Annotated in this window: 12 protein-coding genes; 9 read left to right on the top strand and 3 right to left on the bottom strand. The window is 63.8% G+C overall.

The annotated features are described in order from the left end of the window. Positions 1 to 9 precede the first annotated feature (9 nt). From BMX92_RS09980 to BMX92_RS09965, 4 genes are all read left to right on the top strand, one after another. Complete coding sequence (locus tag BMX92_RS09980) at positions 10 to 915, top strand: LysR family transcriptional regulator (RefSeq protein ID WP_093015849.1); 906 nt, start codon at positions 10 to 12, stop codon at positions 913 to 915. 152 nt (positions 916 to 1,067) lie between these two features. Further along, on the top strand, positions 1,068 to 2,420 hold the full coding sequence (locus BMX92_RS09975; RefSeq protein ID WP_093015846.1) for an MFS transporter: 1,353 nt from the start codon (positions 1,068 to 1,070) through the stop codon (positions 2,418 to 2,420). Positions 2,421 to 2,448: 28 nt separating this feature from the next. After that, a complete protein-coding gene (locus tag BMX92_RS09970; RefSeq protein ID WP_093015843.1) occupies positions 2,449 to 3,345 on the top strand; it encodes a shikimate dehydrogenase in 897 nt (298 codons plus the stop codon). Then, positions 3,342 to 4,655: a carbohydrate porin gene (locus BMX92_RS09965; RefSeq protein WP_093015840.1), complete on the top strand. Its 1,314-nt coding sequence runs from the start codon at positions 3,342 to 3,344 to the stop codon at positions 4,653 to 4,655. The genes BMX92_RS09970 and BMX92_RS09965 overlap by 4 nt, the downstream gene beginning before the upstream one ends. Positions 4,656 to 4,692: 37 nt before the next feature. On the opposite strand, the gene BMX92_RS09960 is transcribed toward BMX92_RS09965, so the two are convergent. Continuing rightward, positions 4,693 to 6,564: a bifunctional sugar phosphate isomerase/epimerase/4-hydroxyphenylpyruvate dioxygenase family protein gene (locus BMX92_RS09960; RefSeq protein ID WP_093015837.1), complete on the bottom strand. Its 1,872-nt coding sequence runs from the start codon at positions 6,562 to 6,564 to the stop codon at positions 4,693 to 4,695. 195 nt (positions 6,565 to 6,759) lie between these two features. On the opposite strand from BMX92_RS09960, the gene BMX92_RS09955 reads away from it, so the two are divergent. Then, complete coding sequence (locus tag BMX92_RS09955) at positions 6,760 to 8,103, top strand: LLM class flavin-dependent oxidoreductase (protein WP_177184986.1); 1,344 nt, start codon at positions 6,760 to 6,762, stop codon at positions 8,101 to 8,103. Positions 8,104 to 8,111: 8 nt separating this feature from the next. Here BMX92_RS09955 and treF read toward each other — a convergent pair whose 3' ends face one another. Continuing rightward, complete coding sequence (gene treF, locus BMX92_RS09950; RefSeq protein ID WP_093015834.1) at positions 8,112 to 9,665, bottom strand: alpha,alpha-trehalase TreF; 1,554 nt, start codon at positions 9,663 to 9,665, stop codon at positions 8,112 to 8,114. 188 nt (positions 9,666 to 9,853) lie between these two features. Here treF and BMX92_RS09945 point away from each other — a divergent pair, with 188 nt between their 5' ends. The 4 genes from BMX92_RS09945 (at position 9,854) to BMX92_RS09930 (ending at position 14,418) form a co-directional block, all read left to right on the top strand. After that, positions 9,854 to 11,071 carry an MFS transporter gene (locus tag BMX92_RS09945; protein ID WP_093015831.1) on the top strand — a complete coding sequence of 406 codons (1,218 nt, stop codon included), beginning with the start codon at positions 9,854 to 9,856 and terminating at the stop codon, positions 11,069 to 11,071. After that, entirely contained in the window at positions 11,068 to 11,907 is an 840-nt protein-coding gene (locus tag BMX92_RS09940) for a class I SAM-dependent methyltransferase (protein WP_093015828.1), read from the top strand. Before BMX92_RS09945 ends, BMX92_RS09940 begins: the two co-directional genes overlap by 4 nt. Further along, positions 11,904 to 12,299: a hypothetical protein gene (locus BMX92_RS09935; RefSeq protein WP_093015825.1), complete on the top strand. Its 396-nt coding sequence runs from the start codon at positions 11,904 to 11,906 to the stop codon at positions 12,297 to 12,299. The genes BMX92_RS09940 and BMX92_RS09935 overlap by 4 nt, the downstream gene beginning before the upstream one ends. An 82-nt stretch (positions 12,300 to 12,381) precedes the next feature. Beyond that, positions 12,382 to 14,418 carry an amidohydrolase family protein gene (locus tag BMX92_RS09930; RefSeq protein WP_093015822.1) on the top strand — a complete coding sequence of 679 codons (2,037 nt, stop codon included), beginning with the start codon at positions 12,382 to 12,384 and terminating at the stop codon, positions 14,416 to 14,418. A gap of 67 nt (positions 14,419 to 14,485) precedes the next feature. On the opposite strand, the gene BMX92_RS09925 is transcribed toward BMX92_RS09930, so the two are convergent. Continuing rightward, the gene (locus BMX92_RS09925) at positions 14,486 to 15,391 is read right to left on the bottom strand and encodes a LysR family transcriptional regulator (RefSeq protein WP_256213355.1); all 906 of its coding nucleotides are present in this window, start codon (positions 15,389 to 15,391) and stop codon (positions 14,486 to 14,488) included. Positions 15,392 to 15,396 lie beyond the last annotated feature (5 nt).

The following is a 15,396-nucleotide window of genomic DNA, read 5'->3' as shown; positions in this document are numbered from 1 at the left end:
CGCGTCGCCATGCTCACCGTTCGCCAGATAGAGATGTTCCGCGCGGTGATGATCACCAAGACGGTCAGTGGTGCCGCCCGCATGCTGGGCACGTCGCAGCCCGGCCTCAGCCGGATGCTGGCGCATATGGAGGACCGGCTGCGCTTTCGTCTGTTCGACCGCACCCGCGGCCGACTGGTTCCGACACAGGAGGCCCGTATCCTGTTCGAGGAGATCGAGCGCATCTACAAGGGCTTCGACGATCTTGGCCATGTCATCCAGCGGCTGGCCAAGGGCGAAGACCGGACCTTCCGCGTGGGCGCCTCCCCCTCGCTCGGCCATTCGGTGGTGCCGCAGATGCTCGGGCGCCTGACCGCCAATTATCCCGGCCTGACCATTCAGTTTGACATTCTGTCGGTCGAGCAGGCGGGCGATTATCTGGCGCTGCAACGCGGCGAATATGCGCTGACCGCCTTCCCGATCGATCATCCCAATATCCTGTCCAGCCGGATCGGCGCGGGACGGATGGTCTGCGCCGTGCCGACCAGCCACCCGCTGGCGGGACGCAATAAGATCACGGTGGCCGATATCGCCGGGGAGCATCTCCAGTCCTTTCGCCCCCATACGCCGCATGGCGGGATCATTGCGGAGATGTTTGCCAAGGCCGGCTATGAGATCGACATATCGACCTATATCCGCTTTGCCGAAACGGCGGTGGCCTTCGTCGCCAACGGCATGGGCGTGGCGCTGGTGGACAGTTTCACCGCGATGCAACCGCATGCGGACACGGTGCGCTTCCTGGAGTTTGAAGAACCGGGCCTCCTGCCCGTCTATATCAACCGCAATCTGGAATCGCCGCGCGCGATCATCGGTGAAACCTTCGAGGAAATCGCCCGCAATGTGCTCATGGGCCTGCCGCGCACTCTCATAACATAATGGCATAGAGGACTTCATTTCCTCATGTGGAAATTACCTAGAAAAGGAGAGAAGCAGAACCACCCGCAGAATAGAAGCCGACAGGCCACCGGGTTGTTTCGGTAATGCAGAAGCCCACAGGTTTCTTCGAGAGGATGAAAGGCGTCATTCCCATGGCCAGCTATTCCCCCGCCGGTACGGTATCCGTGCGGCCCTATGTGACGGTGAACAACCCGTCCCCTGCGCCGTCCGATGCCAACTGGAGCGCGCGCCAGATTCTGGTCGTCGCCATCTGCTTCATCCTCAACATGCTGGACGGCATGGACGTGCTGATCCTGTCCTATGTCGCCCCGGCCCTGTCCACCGACTGGCAGGTCAGCCCCGAACGGCTGGGCGTGGTCTTCAGCGCGGGTCTCGCCGGCATGGCGGCTGGCGGCCTGATCATCGCGCCGATGGCTGACAAGTTCGGCCGTCGCAAGCTCATCCTCGCATCGCTGATCATGATGTCCGTCGCGATGTTCGGCTCGGCCATCGCCGCATCAATAACGGAACTGATCCTCAGCCGCTTCATCGTCGGCATCGGCATCGGTTCGGTGCTGGCCAGCATGGCCGCGCTGACGGCCGAATATGCCCCGGCCAAGCATCGCACCTTCGCGGTCGGCTTTTTGCAGGCAGGCTATCCGGTCGGCGCGACCATCACCGGCTTCGTCGTGGCCAGCCTGCTGCCCGTCCATGGCTGGCAGGCGATGCTGCTGGGCGCCGCGATCCTGTGCGCGATCTCCATCCCCTTCGTGTGGATGCTGCTGCCCGAATCGATCGATTTCCTGCTGACCCGCCAGCCCAAGGGTGCGCTGGAAAAGGCCAATCGCCTGCTGCGCGCCACGGGGCAGCCGCAAATGGATGCGCTGCCGCCCAAGAAGGTGCATGAAGCCCAGAATGTCGGCGTGCGCGGCCTGCTGAGCGAAGGGCGTGCGACCGGCACCCTGCTGCTGTGGATGGCGACGATCTTCGGCTTCATGACACTCTATTTCGTCATCAGTTGGATTCCCAAGCTGGCCGTTGAAGCCGGCCTGCCGGCCAAGGACGCCATCTATGCCGGCGCCATCTACAATATCGGCGCATTCGTCGGCATCACGCTCATCGGGCTTGGCGGAACGCGGTTCGATCTGCGCAAGCTGATCTTGGGCTATATGAGCGCGGCGGCCGCGACGCTGATCATCTTCGGATCGGTGGCCATGCCGCTGGTCGCCACGCTCGGCACCGCCTTCCTGATCGGCATGTTCGTGCAGGGCGGCTTCAACGGCTGCTATCCGCTCGCCGCCAGCCTCTATCCGCCCGAAGCGCGTGGCACCGGCATCGGCTGGGCCATGGGCATGGGCAGGATCGGCGCGGTGATCGGGCCGATGCTGGGCGGCTTCCTGCTGGCGGCCAAAGTGTCGCTGGCGCTGATCTTCGGCATCTTCGCCGTGCCGATCCTGCTCTCAGGGATCTGCGTCATGCTGATCCGCCTGCCCAAGGCCGGCTAAAAGCCCTTCCGTTAAGGACCAGACTATCATGATCCATCAACCCGTCATCGACACGGGGCGACCCGTCGCGTCCATTCTCTGCGGCCTTGTCGGCCAGGGCATCGCCGGATCGCGCAGCCCGGAAATGCATGAAGGCGAAGCTCGCGCGCTGGGCCTGACCATGGTCTATCGCATTCTGGATGCGGAGGTGATGGACTATGACGCCAATGCCCTGCCCCAATTGCTACCTATGCTGCGGGCGATGGGATTTGATGGCGTCAACGTCACCCACCCCTTCAAGCAGGCGGTCATCCCATTGCTCGACAGCCTGTCCGATGCGGCAAAGGCGCTGGGCGCGGCGAACACTATCCTGTTCCGCAACGGCAAGGCGCATGGCGACAATACGGACTGGTCGGGCTATCGCGCCCATTTCCTGGCGGGTCTGGGCGATCGGCGGCGTGATCGAGTAGCGCTGATCGGCGCGGGCGGCGCGGCGGCCGCCGTGGGCTATGCCCATCTCGATCTTGGCGCGACACACCTTACCATTGTCGATCCGGCGGCAGACCGGGCGGCGGCGCTTACCGACCGGCTGGGCGCGCTATTCCCCATGGCGAAGGTGAAGACTGCAACGACAGCAGCCGAGGCTATTGTCGGCGCAGATGGGGTTGTCCAGACTTCCCCTATCGGGATGGAAAGCCATCCCGGCCTGCCCTTCGATCCGGACCTTCTGCATCAGAGCCAGTGGGTGTCGGACATCATCTATTTCCCGCTCCAGACAGCGCTTCTGGCTGCGGCCGAAGCCAAGGGCTGCGCGACGCTCAATGGCGGCGGGATGGCAGTGATGCAGGCGGCCCACGCCTTTGCTCTGTTCACCGGAACGGAATCCGATAGCCAGCGCATGCTGGCCGACTTCGCGCGAGCAACCGAGCAGAGGGCAGCGGCATGATCGCCGACGCACCGCCCGTTCCGCCACCTGCGATCGTCCTGCCGATCAAGGTCGCTGCCGCCGGGGCCAAGCAGTTGCAAGGCCCGACCGCCGGTCCGCAGACCCCGCCTCCCCCACCGGAGAAAAAGCCCGGCTGGCGCACCCGGCTGAAGGACAAGGGCGTCACCCTCACCTTCTCCTATGTGTCCGAAAGCGCCGCCTCCATCAGTGGCGGACGCGATCAGGGATCGGCCTATACCCAGCAATTGCTGGCGTCGGCGGTGGTCGACACCGGCAAGGCGTTCGGGCTGGAGGGCGGCAAGCTCATCGCCACCATCATCCATCGCAAGGGCGAGGATCTGACCGCCACGCGCATCGGCAATCTGTTCGAAGTGCAGGAATTGTTTGGCGGCGGGCAGGATCTGCGCCCGGCGGAACTGAGCTATGAGCAGCAGTTGAACGGCGGCAAGACGGCGCTGAAAATCGGCCTCTATCATACCGGCGACGATTTCGCGACGCTGCCGTCCGGCTGCCAGTTCCAGAATTTCGCCTTCTGCCCGCGCCCCACCACGCTTTTCTACAATAGCGGCTTTTCGGGCTTTCCTATCCCGCGTTGGGGCGCGCGCGTCAGACAGGAGATTGCCAGCAATCTGACCGTCACGGTCGCCGCGTTCGAAGTGAATGCCCATCGCGCGCAGACCGGCAGCGGCTGGCAACTTGCGCCGCGCTTCGACAGCTTCGTGCTGCCGGTCGAACTGGGCTGGAAGACCGGGCAGACGCCGGACGGACTGCCCGGCCTGATCCGGATCGGCGGGCTGATCGACACGACCGACAAGCCTGATGTTCGCGACGATATCGATGGCGAATCCTATATTCTCTCCGGTCTTTCCCCGGCCATGCGCAAGGAGCGCTGGAGCGCCTGGATCATGGGCGAAAAGATGATCAGCCGCTTTGGCGCTGGCGATCGTGGCCTTTCCCTGTTCGGCACCATGACCCTGTCGGACAAGCATACGGCGCGCGTGCCCTTCTTCCTGTCGGGCGGCTTCGTCGCGCGCGGGCTCTGGGACAGTCGGCCGAAGGATAATTTCGGCCTGGGTCTGGTCTATGCCCGCGTCAATCCGCGCATCGCCGATCGCCAGCGCGACCAGCAATCGCTGGGACAGGCAGTCGACGTCCAGACGTGGGAAGCGAGCGGAGAAATCTTCTATGGCTGGCAGGCGACCCGTGCGCTGCTACTCCGCCCGAATTTGCAATATATCCACCTGGTCGGCGCGACCAGCCGCTATGATGATGCCATCGTCGCGGGGATGACGGTGAAGCTGATCCTGTGATCCGGCAGGCTCCTGCTTGCGCAGGAGCCTGTTGTCCTCAATCCACTACGCTGTCGTCGCGGAAGCGGTTCTGCGCCGCCAGTCGCACGCCGGCATTGGGCGCGCCATAGCCGGTATAGCCCGCATCCCGCTGGACGAATTCGAAGAAGAAGAGCTTGTCGAAGGCGCGGCTGTAGACTTGCCAATAGCCATGGCCCTCCGCATCCTCGTCATAGAGGATGCCCAGCGCCGCCATCCGCGCGATCGTCGCATCGTCGAAGCCGAAGCGAGCTGCAAGATCGGCATGATAGTTGGCGGGAATGTCCAGTATCGCAGCGCCGCCATCGCGCAGTGCCTGCGCGGTTGCGAATATATCGTCGGTGGTCAGCGCGACATGCTGATAGCCGCCGCCAATCCCCTGTTCCAGAAAGCGCGATGACAGGGTTTCGCGCGCGTCCGATGCATTGAGCGTCACGCGGAATGCGCCGTCGGGCGCCTGCATCGCCTGACTATGGACCAGACCGGACGGGTCGATCACATCCTGTGCCGCCTTCGCCTCCAGCCCGAACAGGGCGCGCCAATAAAGCTGCCAGGACAGGAATTCATCCTCATGCACCACGGCGGCGAGATGGTCGAAACCGCGCGCATGGATCGGCGTGTCCGGTTCGGCATCGAGCGCGACGAATTCGCGCGCCCACAGCCCCTCCACCTCATTATCGTCGATCAGATAGACGAGGCTGCCGCCCACCCCGCGCAGCGCAGGCATGGCCATGCGACCGGGGCGCCCTTCGGGACTATAGGCCTTGATTCCCAGAGCGGCAGCACGGGCGAGCACCGCCGCCTTGTCCTTTACCCGGACGCCGATGGCGCAGATGGACGATCCATGGGCGGTGCGATAGGCGCTGGCAAAGCCCTTGGGCTCGGCATTGACGACCAGATTGACGTTGCCCTGCCGCCATCGTGTCACCTTCTTGTGCCGATGTTCGCCCGCCAGGGTGAAGCCCAGGCTGGCGAGCGTGCTGCCGAGCCGGGCGGAACTGACGCCATCGGCGGTAAATTCGACGAATTCCGCGCCCAGCATGGGTTGGGGCGCGGGGATGGGGGAGTCCCGGCCCAGCTGGCGCAACGCCGCGTCGCGCACATAGTCGAGCGAACGATAGCCATCCTCCGCCACCAAAGCCGCGCTGTTCGAACGGAAGCGATCGTTGAAAATCTCCAGCGACAGCGGCCCATCATAGCCGGTGCGCAGGATTTCAGCGACATAGCCCGTCACGTCCAGCCCGCCCTGCCCCGGCAGGTTGCGGAAATGGCGGCTCCAGTAGAGCAGGTCCATGTCGAGCAACGGGGCATCGGCCAGTTGCACATAGACGATCTTGTCGCCCCGAATGGCGCGGATGCTTTCGCTAGGGATCTTGCGCGACAGCGAATGATAGCTGTCGAGAATGATGCCTATATTGGGGTGGTCCACCTGTTCCACGATCGCCCAGACATCGCGATGGTCGAAGACATGGCGGCCCCAGGCCAGAGCCTCATAGCCCACCAATATGCCGCGCTTTGCCGCCCGTTCCCCCAGTTCGCGAAAATCATCGACGATCCGTTCACGCTCGCCCAGCGACATGGGCGAACAGTTGGAGCAGACGAGGACGCGGTCTGTACCCAGTTCGGCCATCAGGTCAAATTTGCGTTCGGCCCTGTCCATCGCCCGCTGACGCAGATGGCCCGGCATGCCTTCGAAATCGCGGAATGGCTGATAGAGCGAACAGGTGATGCCCAGATCCTCCATCATCCGCCGCACTTCCCGGGGCGAAAGAGTCGATCCGATCAGGTCATTCTCGAAAATCTCGACACTGGCGAAACCGGCGCCGGCCGCGGCGCGCAGCTTTTCCTCCAGCGTACCCCTGAGCGAAACCGTAGCGATGGCATTGAACATGGCGACCTCCTGATCATGCCATCATCCCATGCCGGCGACGGCACGATAAGGGGTACTGGATACCCCATCCATACCCTGACGTTATAGCCGTTAGGGTTCCGATATTGAACAAAATCAGCAGCGATTGAGCAGCACTCGTTATTCGTGGACGATGCGCGGTCCTATGCCTTGGCCATTGGCAAGGAAGGATCGATCATGGCGGAACGGCAATTGCATTTGGGCGCCATATTGGAAGGCGTGGGCGCCGATCACAATAGCTGGCTGGACCCGGACCTGCGCGGTGACGCCAGCATCGACATCGGCTGGTATATCGAACAGGCGCGCCTCGCCGAAGCGGCCAAGTTCGACCTCGTCTTCATCGTCGATTCCCCTTACATCACGCCCGACACGGCGCCGCATTTCCTCAACCGGCTGGAACCGCTAACCCTGTTGTCCGCCATCGCCGCGTCGACATCCCGCATCGGCCTGGTCGGCACGCTGACGACATCCTATTGGGAGCCCTATAATGTCGCCCGGCAGTTCGGGTCGCTCGACCATATCAGTCGCGGCCGAGCCGGCTGGAATGTGGTGACGACCGGGCTGGAAGGCGCCGCGCGCAACTATGGCCGCGAGGAGCATTTCGACCATAAGGTCCGCTATGGCCGCGCCCGCGAATTTGTGGAAGTGGTTCAAGGACTCTGGGACAGCTATGAGGATGACGCCTTCCCCCGCGATCGTTCGCAGGGGCTGTTCCTCGACAAGGCCAAGCAGCATCGGCTGGACCATAAGGGCGCGCATTTCGCGGTTGCGGGGCCACTGGCGCTCAGCCGGTCGCGTCAGGGCCAGCCTGTCATCTTCCAGGCCGGCGACAGCAGCGAAGGCCGCAATCTTGGCGCGGCCATCGCCGAGGGCACCTTCGCCGCAGCACAGGATTTCGAAAGCGGACGGACCTATTATGCCGACCTGAAGGCGCGGGCCGCTGCGCTGGGGCGCAATCCCGACCTGATCAAGGTGCTACCCGGCCTAGTCCCGACCATCGCCGAAACCGATGAAGAGGCGCAGGCGATCGCCGCCGAAGCGCAAGCGTCACTATCGACCGAGAAACTGTTGGTACAGATCGGGCGGGCGTTCAACTATCATGATTTCTCGACCTATGATCTGGACGCCCCCTTCCCCGACCTGTCTGGCGTGACGCTCAACAGCTATAAGGGGCAGGCGGAGCGGATCATCCGTGTCGCAGCCGAGGACAAGCTGACACTGCGGCAGGCGGCCTATCGGTTTGGCCAGTGGAAATCCGATTTCGTCGGATCGCCCGAAACGATCGCGGCTGAAATCGAACGCTGGTTTGTTGGGCGTGCGGCCGACGGGTTCAACCTGCGCGTGACCCGACCACGCGACTTCGCGCTGTTCCGCGAACGCGTTGTGCCGATCCTTCAAGCGCGCGGCCTGTTCCGCACCGAATATGCCGGGGATACGCTGCGCAGCCATCTGGGCTTGCCGGTCCCGGAAAATCGCCACAGTCGCGCCCGGCAATCACCCCAACAGATCGCTGCGGAGTGAATATCGCGCTACCGGGCGGGGTCAAGATCGGGATAGCGGTGCAGGATGGCGCGGGTCACGCCGTTAGTCCATCCAAACCCGTCCTGTAGCGGATATTCCCCGCCCCCGCCCGGTTGCTGTTCTTCGACATCATATTTCTCCAGCATCTTGCCGGTCGAACGAAAGGCTGCATCGACGGTGCGGACCCATCCGGCAGCGATGCGTTTGGCCAGGTCGCGTTTCCCATAGCGCTCCAACCCGTCGATCGCGATCCATTGTAGCGGCGCCCATCCATTGGGTCGGTCCCATTGCTGGCCACTGTCCATTTCCGTCGTCCGCAGCCCGCCCGGCGCCACCAGTCGCGCCTCTACCGTCCCCGCTATGGCATCTGCCTGCGCCTTGCTGGCCAGGCCGACGAAGAGCGGGAAAAGCGTTGCGGCCGACAGGACCGGCGTCGCTTGCGCCCGGACATGATCCCGATCGGCAAAGCGGCCTTCGCGGGGAAGCCATAAATAACGATGGATCGCTCGCGCCCTTTGCTGTGCGGCCCGATCGAATATACTGGCGCAGGACCGATCGCCCGTCGCCTGACAGCGCCGCGCGATATTGCGTTCCATCGCCCACATCAGGCTGTTGAGATCGATGGGGACGATATCGGTCGTGTGAATGGTCGCGAGCCGCGCCGGATCGATCAGCCAGCGCGAAGAGAAGTCCCAGCCGCTTTCCGCCCCGGCCCGCAGGTGGCGATAAATCTCCGCGCTGGGTCGATTGCTCTCCCGCGCAGTCGCGACATCCTCTGCCCAGCTTTCGTCACGCGGGTCGGCACGATCATCCCAATAGCGGTTGAGCAGGCTGCCATCGGGCATCCGAACCACGCGGCGTACCGCGCCTGCCTTGCTCAACGTCTCCGCACCCGCCATCCAGAAGCGATATTCGGCGCGCAGCGCGGCCAGATGCCGGGCGGCCGTAGCCGCATCCTTTTCATCGGCCAGATCGATCATCTGCGACAGGAAGGGCGGCTGCGACCGGCTGAGATAATAAGTGCGCGTGCCATTGGGGATATGGCCGTAGCGATCGATCAGGCTTTCGAAATCCGTCAGCATCGATCCGATCAGCGCATCATGGCCGTCAGCCTTCAGGCCCAGCATCGTGAAATAGCTGTCCCAATAATAGATTTCTCGAAACCGGCCGCCCGGCACGACATAAGGCGCTGGCAGCGCCAGCGCGCTCGAACCGGCAGGGGGTTTCAAGGCCGGGCGCATAAGTTGCGGCCAGAGCGCGGCAATATGGCCGGTCAACGACTTTTCGGCGGGCGGGGCTTCCCCCGGCACATCGAAATGCCGGAGCACGAAGGCGCGCAGCGCCGCCTTGCTGCGGGGATTTTCCCGGCGATAGGCTGCCAATATGGCATCGGGCCGATCGCGCGGCATTGCGTCCACGAAAGTCTTGCCGTCGGGGAATATCCTTTCCGCCTGCACCGCCTGAAAAAGCGGGCCATAGAGATCCTGCGGACCGGGCGGCGGGGCCGTCTGCGCGGTACAAAGCAGCGCAGCGAGGAGTGGCAGGATGACTTTTTTCTTCATGCCTCCTCAATAGCCTATGGCCCGTCACAGTTCCGTAAGGCAGGGAAAATGGACGGACGGAGGATCAGGGCAATGCTGCAAATCCTGCCGACGACCAGCAGCGCCGTTCGATCTTGCCTTTTATGCTATTGCATGTCATTATTATATGTGCCGCATTGCTATGCCGCTGATTATCGGGAGTTGCCAGCATGACAGAATTGACCGGCGCGGTCGTACAGCCGTCCCCCTCGCTGTCCTTCTCCCTCAAACCCCTGATGTTCGAGACGTTCGTCTGCTCCATGGCGATGATGGCATTTGTCGCCTTGGCCGGGCCGATCGCCCGCGTGATCGGCCTTGACCCATGGCATGTCGGAACAGCGGTGACAATCGCCGGGATTGGCTGGATGATCATGGCCCGAATCTGGGGCGCAGCCAGCGATAGGCGCGGTCGCCGCCCCATACTCCTGTTCGGCCTGTCGGGTTTCGTCGTCAGCTATGCCCTGCTGGCGCTGTTCATCGACAGCGCTTTGCGCGGTGCCCTGTCGCCGGCTCTCGCCTTTGCGGGCCTGGTCGTGGGTCGAGGGCTGGCGGGCCTGTTCTATGCCGCCGTGCCGTCGACCAGCGCAGCTCTGGTTGCCGACCATGTCCCGCCGGACAAGCGGGCCGCAGCCATGGCGGGCCTGGGTGCAGCCAGCGCCGCCGGATTGGTGGTGGGACCAGGACTGGCAGGCCTGATCGGCTCCTACAGCCTTCGGCTGCCGCTCTATGGCACGGCGATCCTGCCCGCCCTTGCGCTGATCGTCCTGTGGCAGGCCTTGCCCCGCGACACTGCGGTGGCACGGCGTGATGGTGCACCGCTGAAACTGTCTGACGGGCGCTTGCGCCGGCCGATGCTGCTGGCCTTCTCCGCCATGTTCAGCGTGTCGATCGCGCAGATCACCGTCGGCTTCTTCGCCCTCGACCGGTTGCACCTGCCACCGGCGCAAGCGGCGTGGACGTCAGGCATAGCGCTGGCGACCGTCGGCGTGGCGCTTGTCGGCGCGCAGCTGGCGCTGCGGGCACTGGGCTGGGCGCCCGCGCGCTTCATCCGGCTGGGCATGATCATCGGCGCGATCGGCTTTGGATCGGTCATCTTTGCCAGCACCGCCGCCCTGCTCTGGCTGGGCTATGCCGTCGCTGCCTTCGGCATGGGATGGGTCTTCCCGTCGGTGTCGGCAATGGCCGCCAATGCGGTGCAACCCCATGAGCAGGGCGCGACAGCCGGCACGGTCGCAGCCGCGCAGGGGCTGGGCGTCGTATTGGGGCCGATCGCCGGGACAACGCTCTACACCATCGACAATGGCGCACCCTATGCTGTGGTCGCACTGTTGCTGTTGCTGGTCGGCCTCTGGTCGAACTGTCTGCCTGAAAGGAGCCCAGGATCATGACTGCCGAGAAAGTGCAGGCTTCCGACTGGAATGGCCGCAATGGCGATCAATGGGTGGCCCATCAGGCATCGCTCGATCAGATGTTGGCGCCTTTCGGGGCAGCGGCGATTGCAGCCGCAGCGCCGCAACCGGGCGACCATATATTGGACATTGGCTGCGGCGCCGGGGATAGCAGCCTGCATATCGCCGGGCTGGTCGGTCAGGCAGGAACGGTGATGGGCCTCGATATATCCGCTGCGCTGATCGAACGCGCTGGCGAGCGCGCCAGAAACAGCGGATCATCAGCCTTATTCCAGCTTGCCGACGCCGCACGCGCGCCCCTGCCCGTTGCGACCTATGACTGTCTGTTCTCCCGGTTCGGCGTCATGTTCTTCGACGATCCGGTCGCCGCCTTCGGTCATATGCGGTCCGCCCTGAAGCCGGATGGAAGACTGGTCTTCGTCTGCTGGCGGACGGCGGCGGAAAATGACTGGGTCAGCCTGCCCATGGGCGCGATCAAGGGCATCGTGCCATCCACTCCGCCGCCGCCCGCCGATGCGCCCGGCCCCTTCTCCTTCGGGGATGGCGACAGGGTCCGCACCATCCTGTCCGCCGCCGGATTTGCTGACATCGCCCTCACGCCCTTCGATCATGCCATTCCCTTCGCTTCCGATGTCGCCGCTGCGGTACGGCGTGCCTGCGATGTCGGCCCGCTGGAGCGCGCTCTGCTCCACCAGTCCGATGCCGTCCGCGCGCAAGCGATGCAGGCCGTGGGCGATGCCTTTGCCGGTCGCCGGACGGAGGAAGGCGTCATCATCAACGGCGCGGCCTGGATCGTGACGGCGACCGCCGCATGAACAGCGGCGCCTCCCAACCCTTCATGCGCGCCGTGACTCGCCGTCCAGCGGTGGAGCAGAAGGTGCTGGCCATCCTGCGCGGGGACGGCCCAGCGCAGGATGGCCGCACGCCACAGCGACCGCCCCGGCTGTCGGAGCGGGATCAGGCCCTGTTCGATGCGCTCCGCGATCAGACGCAGGCGCAGGGCCTTCATATCCGGGCGCCCGGCGCGCCCTTCATCCATGACGATGAATTGCGATTGCTCGCCTGGCTGGCGCAGGGGCAGCGACTGTCCCGCGATCTGGAGGCGGTCGCGAAGGACAGGACGTTCCTTGCCCTGATCCTGGACTGTAGTCTGTCGCTCAAGGGACTGGGCCTGCAACTGCCCGCCAGATCGCTGGTCAATCTATAAGGGCGAAGCGCCGCCGCGAAATCCATTGCGCGCGCGCCTTCTCCTTGCCACTCTGCCGGTCTTGCTCACCGGGGATTGAGTCATGCGCCCATTATTCTTTGCGTTGCTGCTTGCCACCACGTCGATCGCAACGGCGGCCCCCACACCCAAGGAAGAATTGATGACGCCGCCGACCGCCGCGCGGCATTATACCATCAGTTCGACGGCCGGTAATCATGGCGATATCTGGTCATGGTCGCTGGCCGACGGGCGCATCGCCTATCGCATGTCCATGTCGCTGCGCGGATGGGTGACGGAAACGGACGAGGTCGTCACCCTTGGCGCCGACGGGCGGCCGACCGGCATGGCCATTCGCGGCTATACCGATCAGGGCGACGCAACGGAGACTTTCTCGGTCGATAGCAGCGGCGTGGCCCGTTGGAAGACGAGCATCGATCAGGGCGAGGCGCCCTTCGCCAACAAGCGCTACAACAGCTATGGCGGCCCTTGGCTGGCGGGCGAAAAGGATATCGAGGCGCTGGTTTCCGCAGGAAGCAAGGGCGTCGACCTGCTGCCGACCGGCCATGCCAGCATCAGCATCGGCGAACCGGTGCAGATCAGCGGGCCACAGGGCAGCAAGACGGTCAAGCTGGCCTTCATTCAGGGCTATGGCTTCTCCCCCTCCCCGATCTGGCTGGATCAGGATAATCGCTTCTTCGGCAATGCCGGCGTCCTGTCGCTGCTGCCCGCCGGTTATGAAGCCAATGGACCGAAGCTGAAGGATATTCAGGACAAGGCGACAGCGGCGATGGTGCGCGATGTGGCGCACCGCTTCCTCAGCCCCGCCAACCGCACGCCCACGCTCATCGATCATGTGTTGCTGTTCGATTCCGTTGCGGGCCAATATCTGCCCGATCGCGCGGTGCTGATCGCCGATGGCAAGGTGGCGGCTGTCGGTGCTGGCGGATCGATCAAGACGCCCGATGGCGCGACCGTGATCGACGGCCGTGGCAAGACGCTGTCCCCCGGATTGTGGGATGCGCACCAGCATGTCGGCGACGACTGGAACCTGTTGCAGAATGTCGCGACCGGCATGACCAATTATCGCAGCCCCGGATCGATGATAGACGAGATAGCGAGCATCACCCGGCGCCGCGCCGCCGGCGACCTGCTGGCGCCCGAGGGCAAGGTATCGGTGATCGTCGACCGCAAGGACCCGCTGGCCGCGCAGGGCGCGCTGACCGTGTCGTCTGCGGCAGAAGCCATCGCCGCCGTCGACAAGATCAAGGCCGCCGGCCTGTGGGGCGTCAAATTCTACACATCGATGAATCCCGACTGGATCGCCCCGGCGGCGGCAGAGGCTCATAAGCTGGGCCTGCATGTCCATGGCCATGTGCCGGCGGGCATGCGTCCGCTCGACGCCGTGCGCGCGGGCTATGACGAGGTCACCCATATCAACTTCATCATGATGCAGGCGATGCCGCAGGATGTGGTCGACAAGGCGAACACCGCCGCACGGCTGGAAGGCCCGGCCAAATATGGCAAGGATGTCGACCTCGACTCCCCGATGATGAAGAGCTTCTATGCCGAGCTTGCCCAGCGCAAGACGATCATCGATCCAACGCTGACCGTCTGGGAACCGTTGATGACGTCGGACGGTAGCAGCATATCGCCGGAATATTCGCCCTTTGCCGATATTGCGCCGCCGTCCGTAGCGCGTAGCTGGAAGATCGGCGGCTATCCGCTGGTCGATGGCCTGACCCGCGACGATTATCGCAAGAGCTTCGCCAAGATGGTCGATCTGGTCGGCCGGCTCCATCAGGCCGGCGTACGTATCGTCGCGGGCACCGACGGCTATGGGCTGGAACTGGTGCGCGAACTGGAACTCTATGAGCAGGCCGGATTGACGAATGCGCAGGCGTTGCAGACCGCCACGATCGTCCCGGCGCGGATGACCGGCATGGATGGGCAAATGGGATCGATCGCTCCCGGCAAAACGGCGAACATCATATTGGTCGATGGCGATGTGTCGAAGGACTTGCGCAATCTGCGCCATGTCGAAAGCGTTTTTCTGGACGGATATCGGCTCGATGGCGCGGCCCTGCGTCAGGCAAGCGGTCTGAGCGGTATGCCGAAATAATCGTGCTATAAAACCGCACCTGCTATCCCATTCCTGTTCTCGCTATCGTAATTCCAGGGGTGGCGGTTTATGGCGCTTTTTGCTGACGGAGGACCGGACTAGCCGCCAGATGATCGATCCACGCCCGCACCGCAGGCGGTAGGCCGCGTCGGGTCGTGAACACCAGATGCATGATCCCCTTGATGCCGCGCCAAGCGGGAAAGATGCGCACGAGCCGTCCATCCGCCAGCGCGGCGCTACAAATATGGTCGGGCAGAAGGGCGACCCCCACTCCGTCAATCGCGGCTTTTCTGATCGCCATCATATCTTCGCACCCCAGACGCGGCGCGAAACGGACGACATGCGTCCGCCCGTCATCCGTCTCCAGACGCCAGACGGTTTCCTCTCCCGTGTCGCTGGTACTCAGGCAAGGCTGGCCGGACAGTTCCGCCACATCCGTCAATCGGTTCGCCATCTGCGGACTGGCGACCAATATCCGGGTCGATATGCCCAAAGATCGCATCGTCAGCGCGGCATCACTGGTCAATTCGGTCCGCACGCGCAGCGCGACATCGATCCGTTCCTCGATCAAATCCACGGCCCGATCCGTCGCGACGATCTGAAGCCGGATTCCGGGATAACGATCCAGGAAAGAGGAGAGCTGATCGGATACCAGTTCGACCAGACCGGTCGGGCAACTGAAGCGAACCCGGCCGCGGGGTTCGGCTCGCGCTTCCATGACCAGCGTTTCCGCGCCTTCCACCTCCGCCAAAATGGTGCGGCATCGTTCGTAAAAGGCCTGCCCGGTATCCGTGACTCGAAAGCGCCTGCTTGATCGCTCGATCAGCCGCAGGCCCAGCCGTTCCTCCAGACCGGCGATGCGCCGGGACAATTTGGACTTGGGTTCGCGCAGGGCGCGCCCGGCTGCCGCGAAACCGCCATGCGCCACCACCTCGGCGAAATAGGCATAATCGTTGAGATCGACCTTCATCATCGTTC

Origin of the sequence: Sphingobium sp. YR768, from assembly GCF_900111125.1 — a bacterium.
Classification (GTDB): domain Bacteria; phylum Pseudomonadota; class Alphaproteobacteria; order Sphingomonadales; family Sphingomonadaceae; genus Sphingobium.
This window is presented reverse-complemented; position numbering and strand designations above follow the sequence as displayed.

What these genes read in the sequence shown, in the direction of transcription:
- BMX92_RS09980 (WP_093015849.1), top strand. Translation starts at nt 10, where the DNA reads ATGCTCACCGTTCGCCAGATAGAGATGTTCCGCGCGGTGATGATCACC.
- BMX92_RS09975 (WP_093015846.1), top strand. Translation starts at nt 1,068, where the DNA reads ATGGCCAGCTATTCCCCCGCCGGTACGGTATCCGTGCGGCCCTATGTG.
- BMX92_RS09970 (WP_093015843.1), top strand. Translation starts at nt 2,449, where the DNA reads ATGATCCATCAACCCGTCATCGACACGGGGCGACCCGTCGCGTCCATT.
- BMX92_RS09965 (WP_093015840.1), top strand. Translation starts at nt 3,342, where the DNA reads ATGATCGCCGACGCACCGCCCGTTCCGCCACCTGCGATCGTCCTGCCG.
- BMX92_RS09960 (WP_093015837.1), bottom strand. Translation starts at nt 6,564, where the DNA reads ATGTTCAATGCCATCGCTACGGTTTCGCTCAGGGGTACGCTGGAGGAA.
- BMX92_RS09955 (WP_177184986.1), top strand. Translation starts at nt 6,760, where the DNA reads ATGGCGGAACGGCAATTGCATTTGGGCGCCATATTGGAAGGCGTGGGC.
- treF (WP_093015834.1), bottom strand. Translation starts at nt 9,665, where the DNA reads ATGAAGAAAAAAGTCATCCTGCCACTCCTCGCTGCGCTGCTTTGTACC.
- BMX92_RS09945 (WP_093015831.1), top strand. Translation starts at nt 9,854, where the DNA reads ATGACAGAATTGACCGGCGCGGTCGTACAGCCGTCCCCCTCGCTGTCC.
- BMX92_RS09940 (WP_093015828.1), top strand. Translation starts at nt 11,068, where the DNA reads ATGACTGCCGAGAAAGTGCAGGCTTCCGACTGGAATGGCCGCAATGGC.
- BMX92_RS09935 (WP_093015825.1), top strand. Translation starts at nt 11,904, where the DNA reads ATGAACAGCGGCGCCTCCCAACCCTTCATGCGCGCCGTGACTCGCCGT.
- BMX92_RS09930 (WP_093015822.1), top strand. Translation starts at nt 12,382, where the DNA reads ATGCGCCCATTATTCTTTGCGTTGCTGCTTGCCACCACGTCGATCGCA.
- BMX92_RS09925 (WP_256213355.1), bottom strand. Translation starts at nt 15,391, where the DNA reads ATGATGAAGGTCGATCTCAACGATTATGCCTATTTCGCCGAGGTGGTG.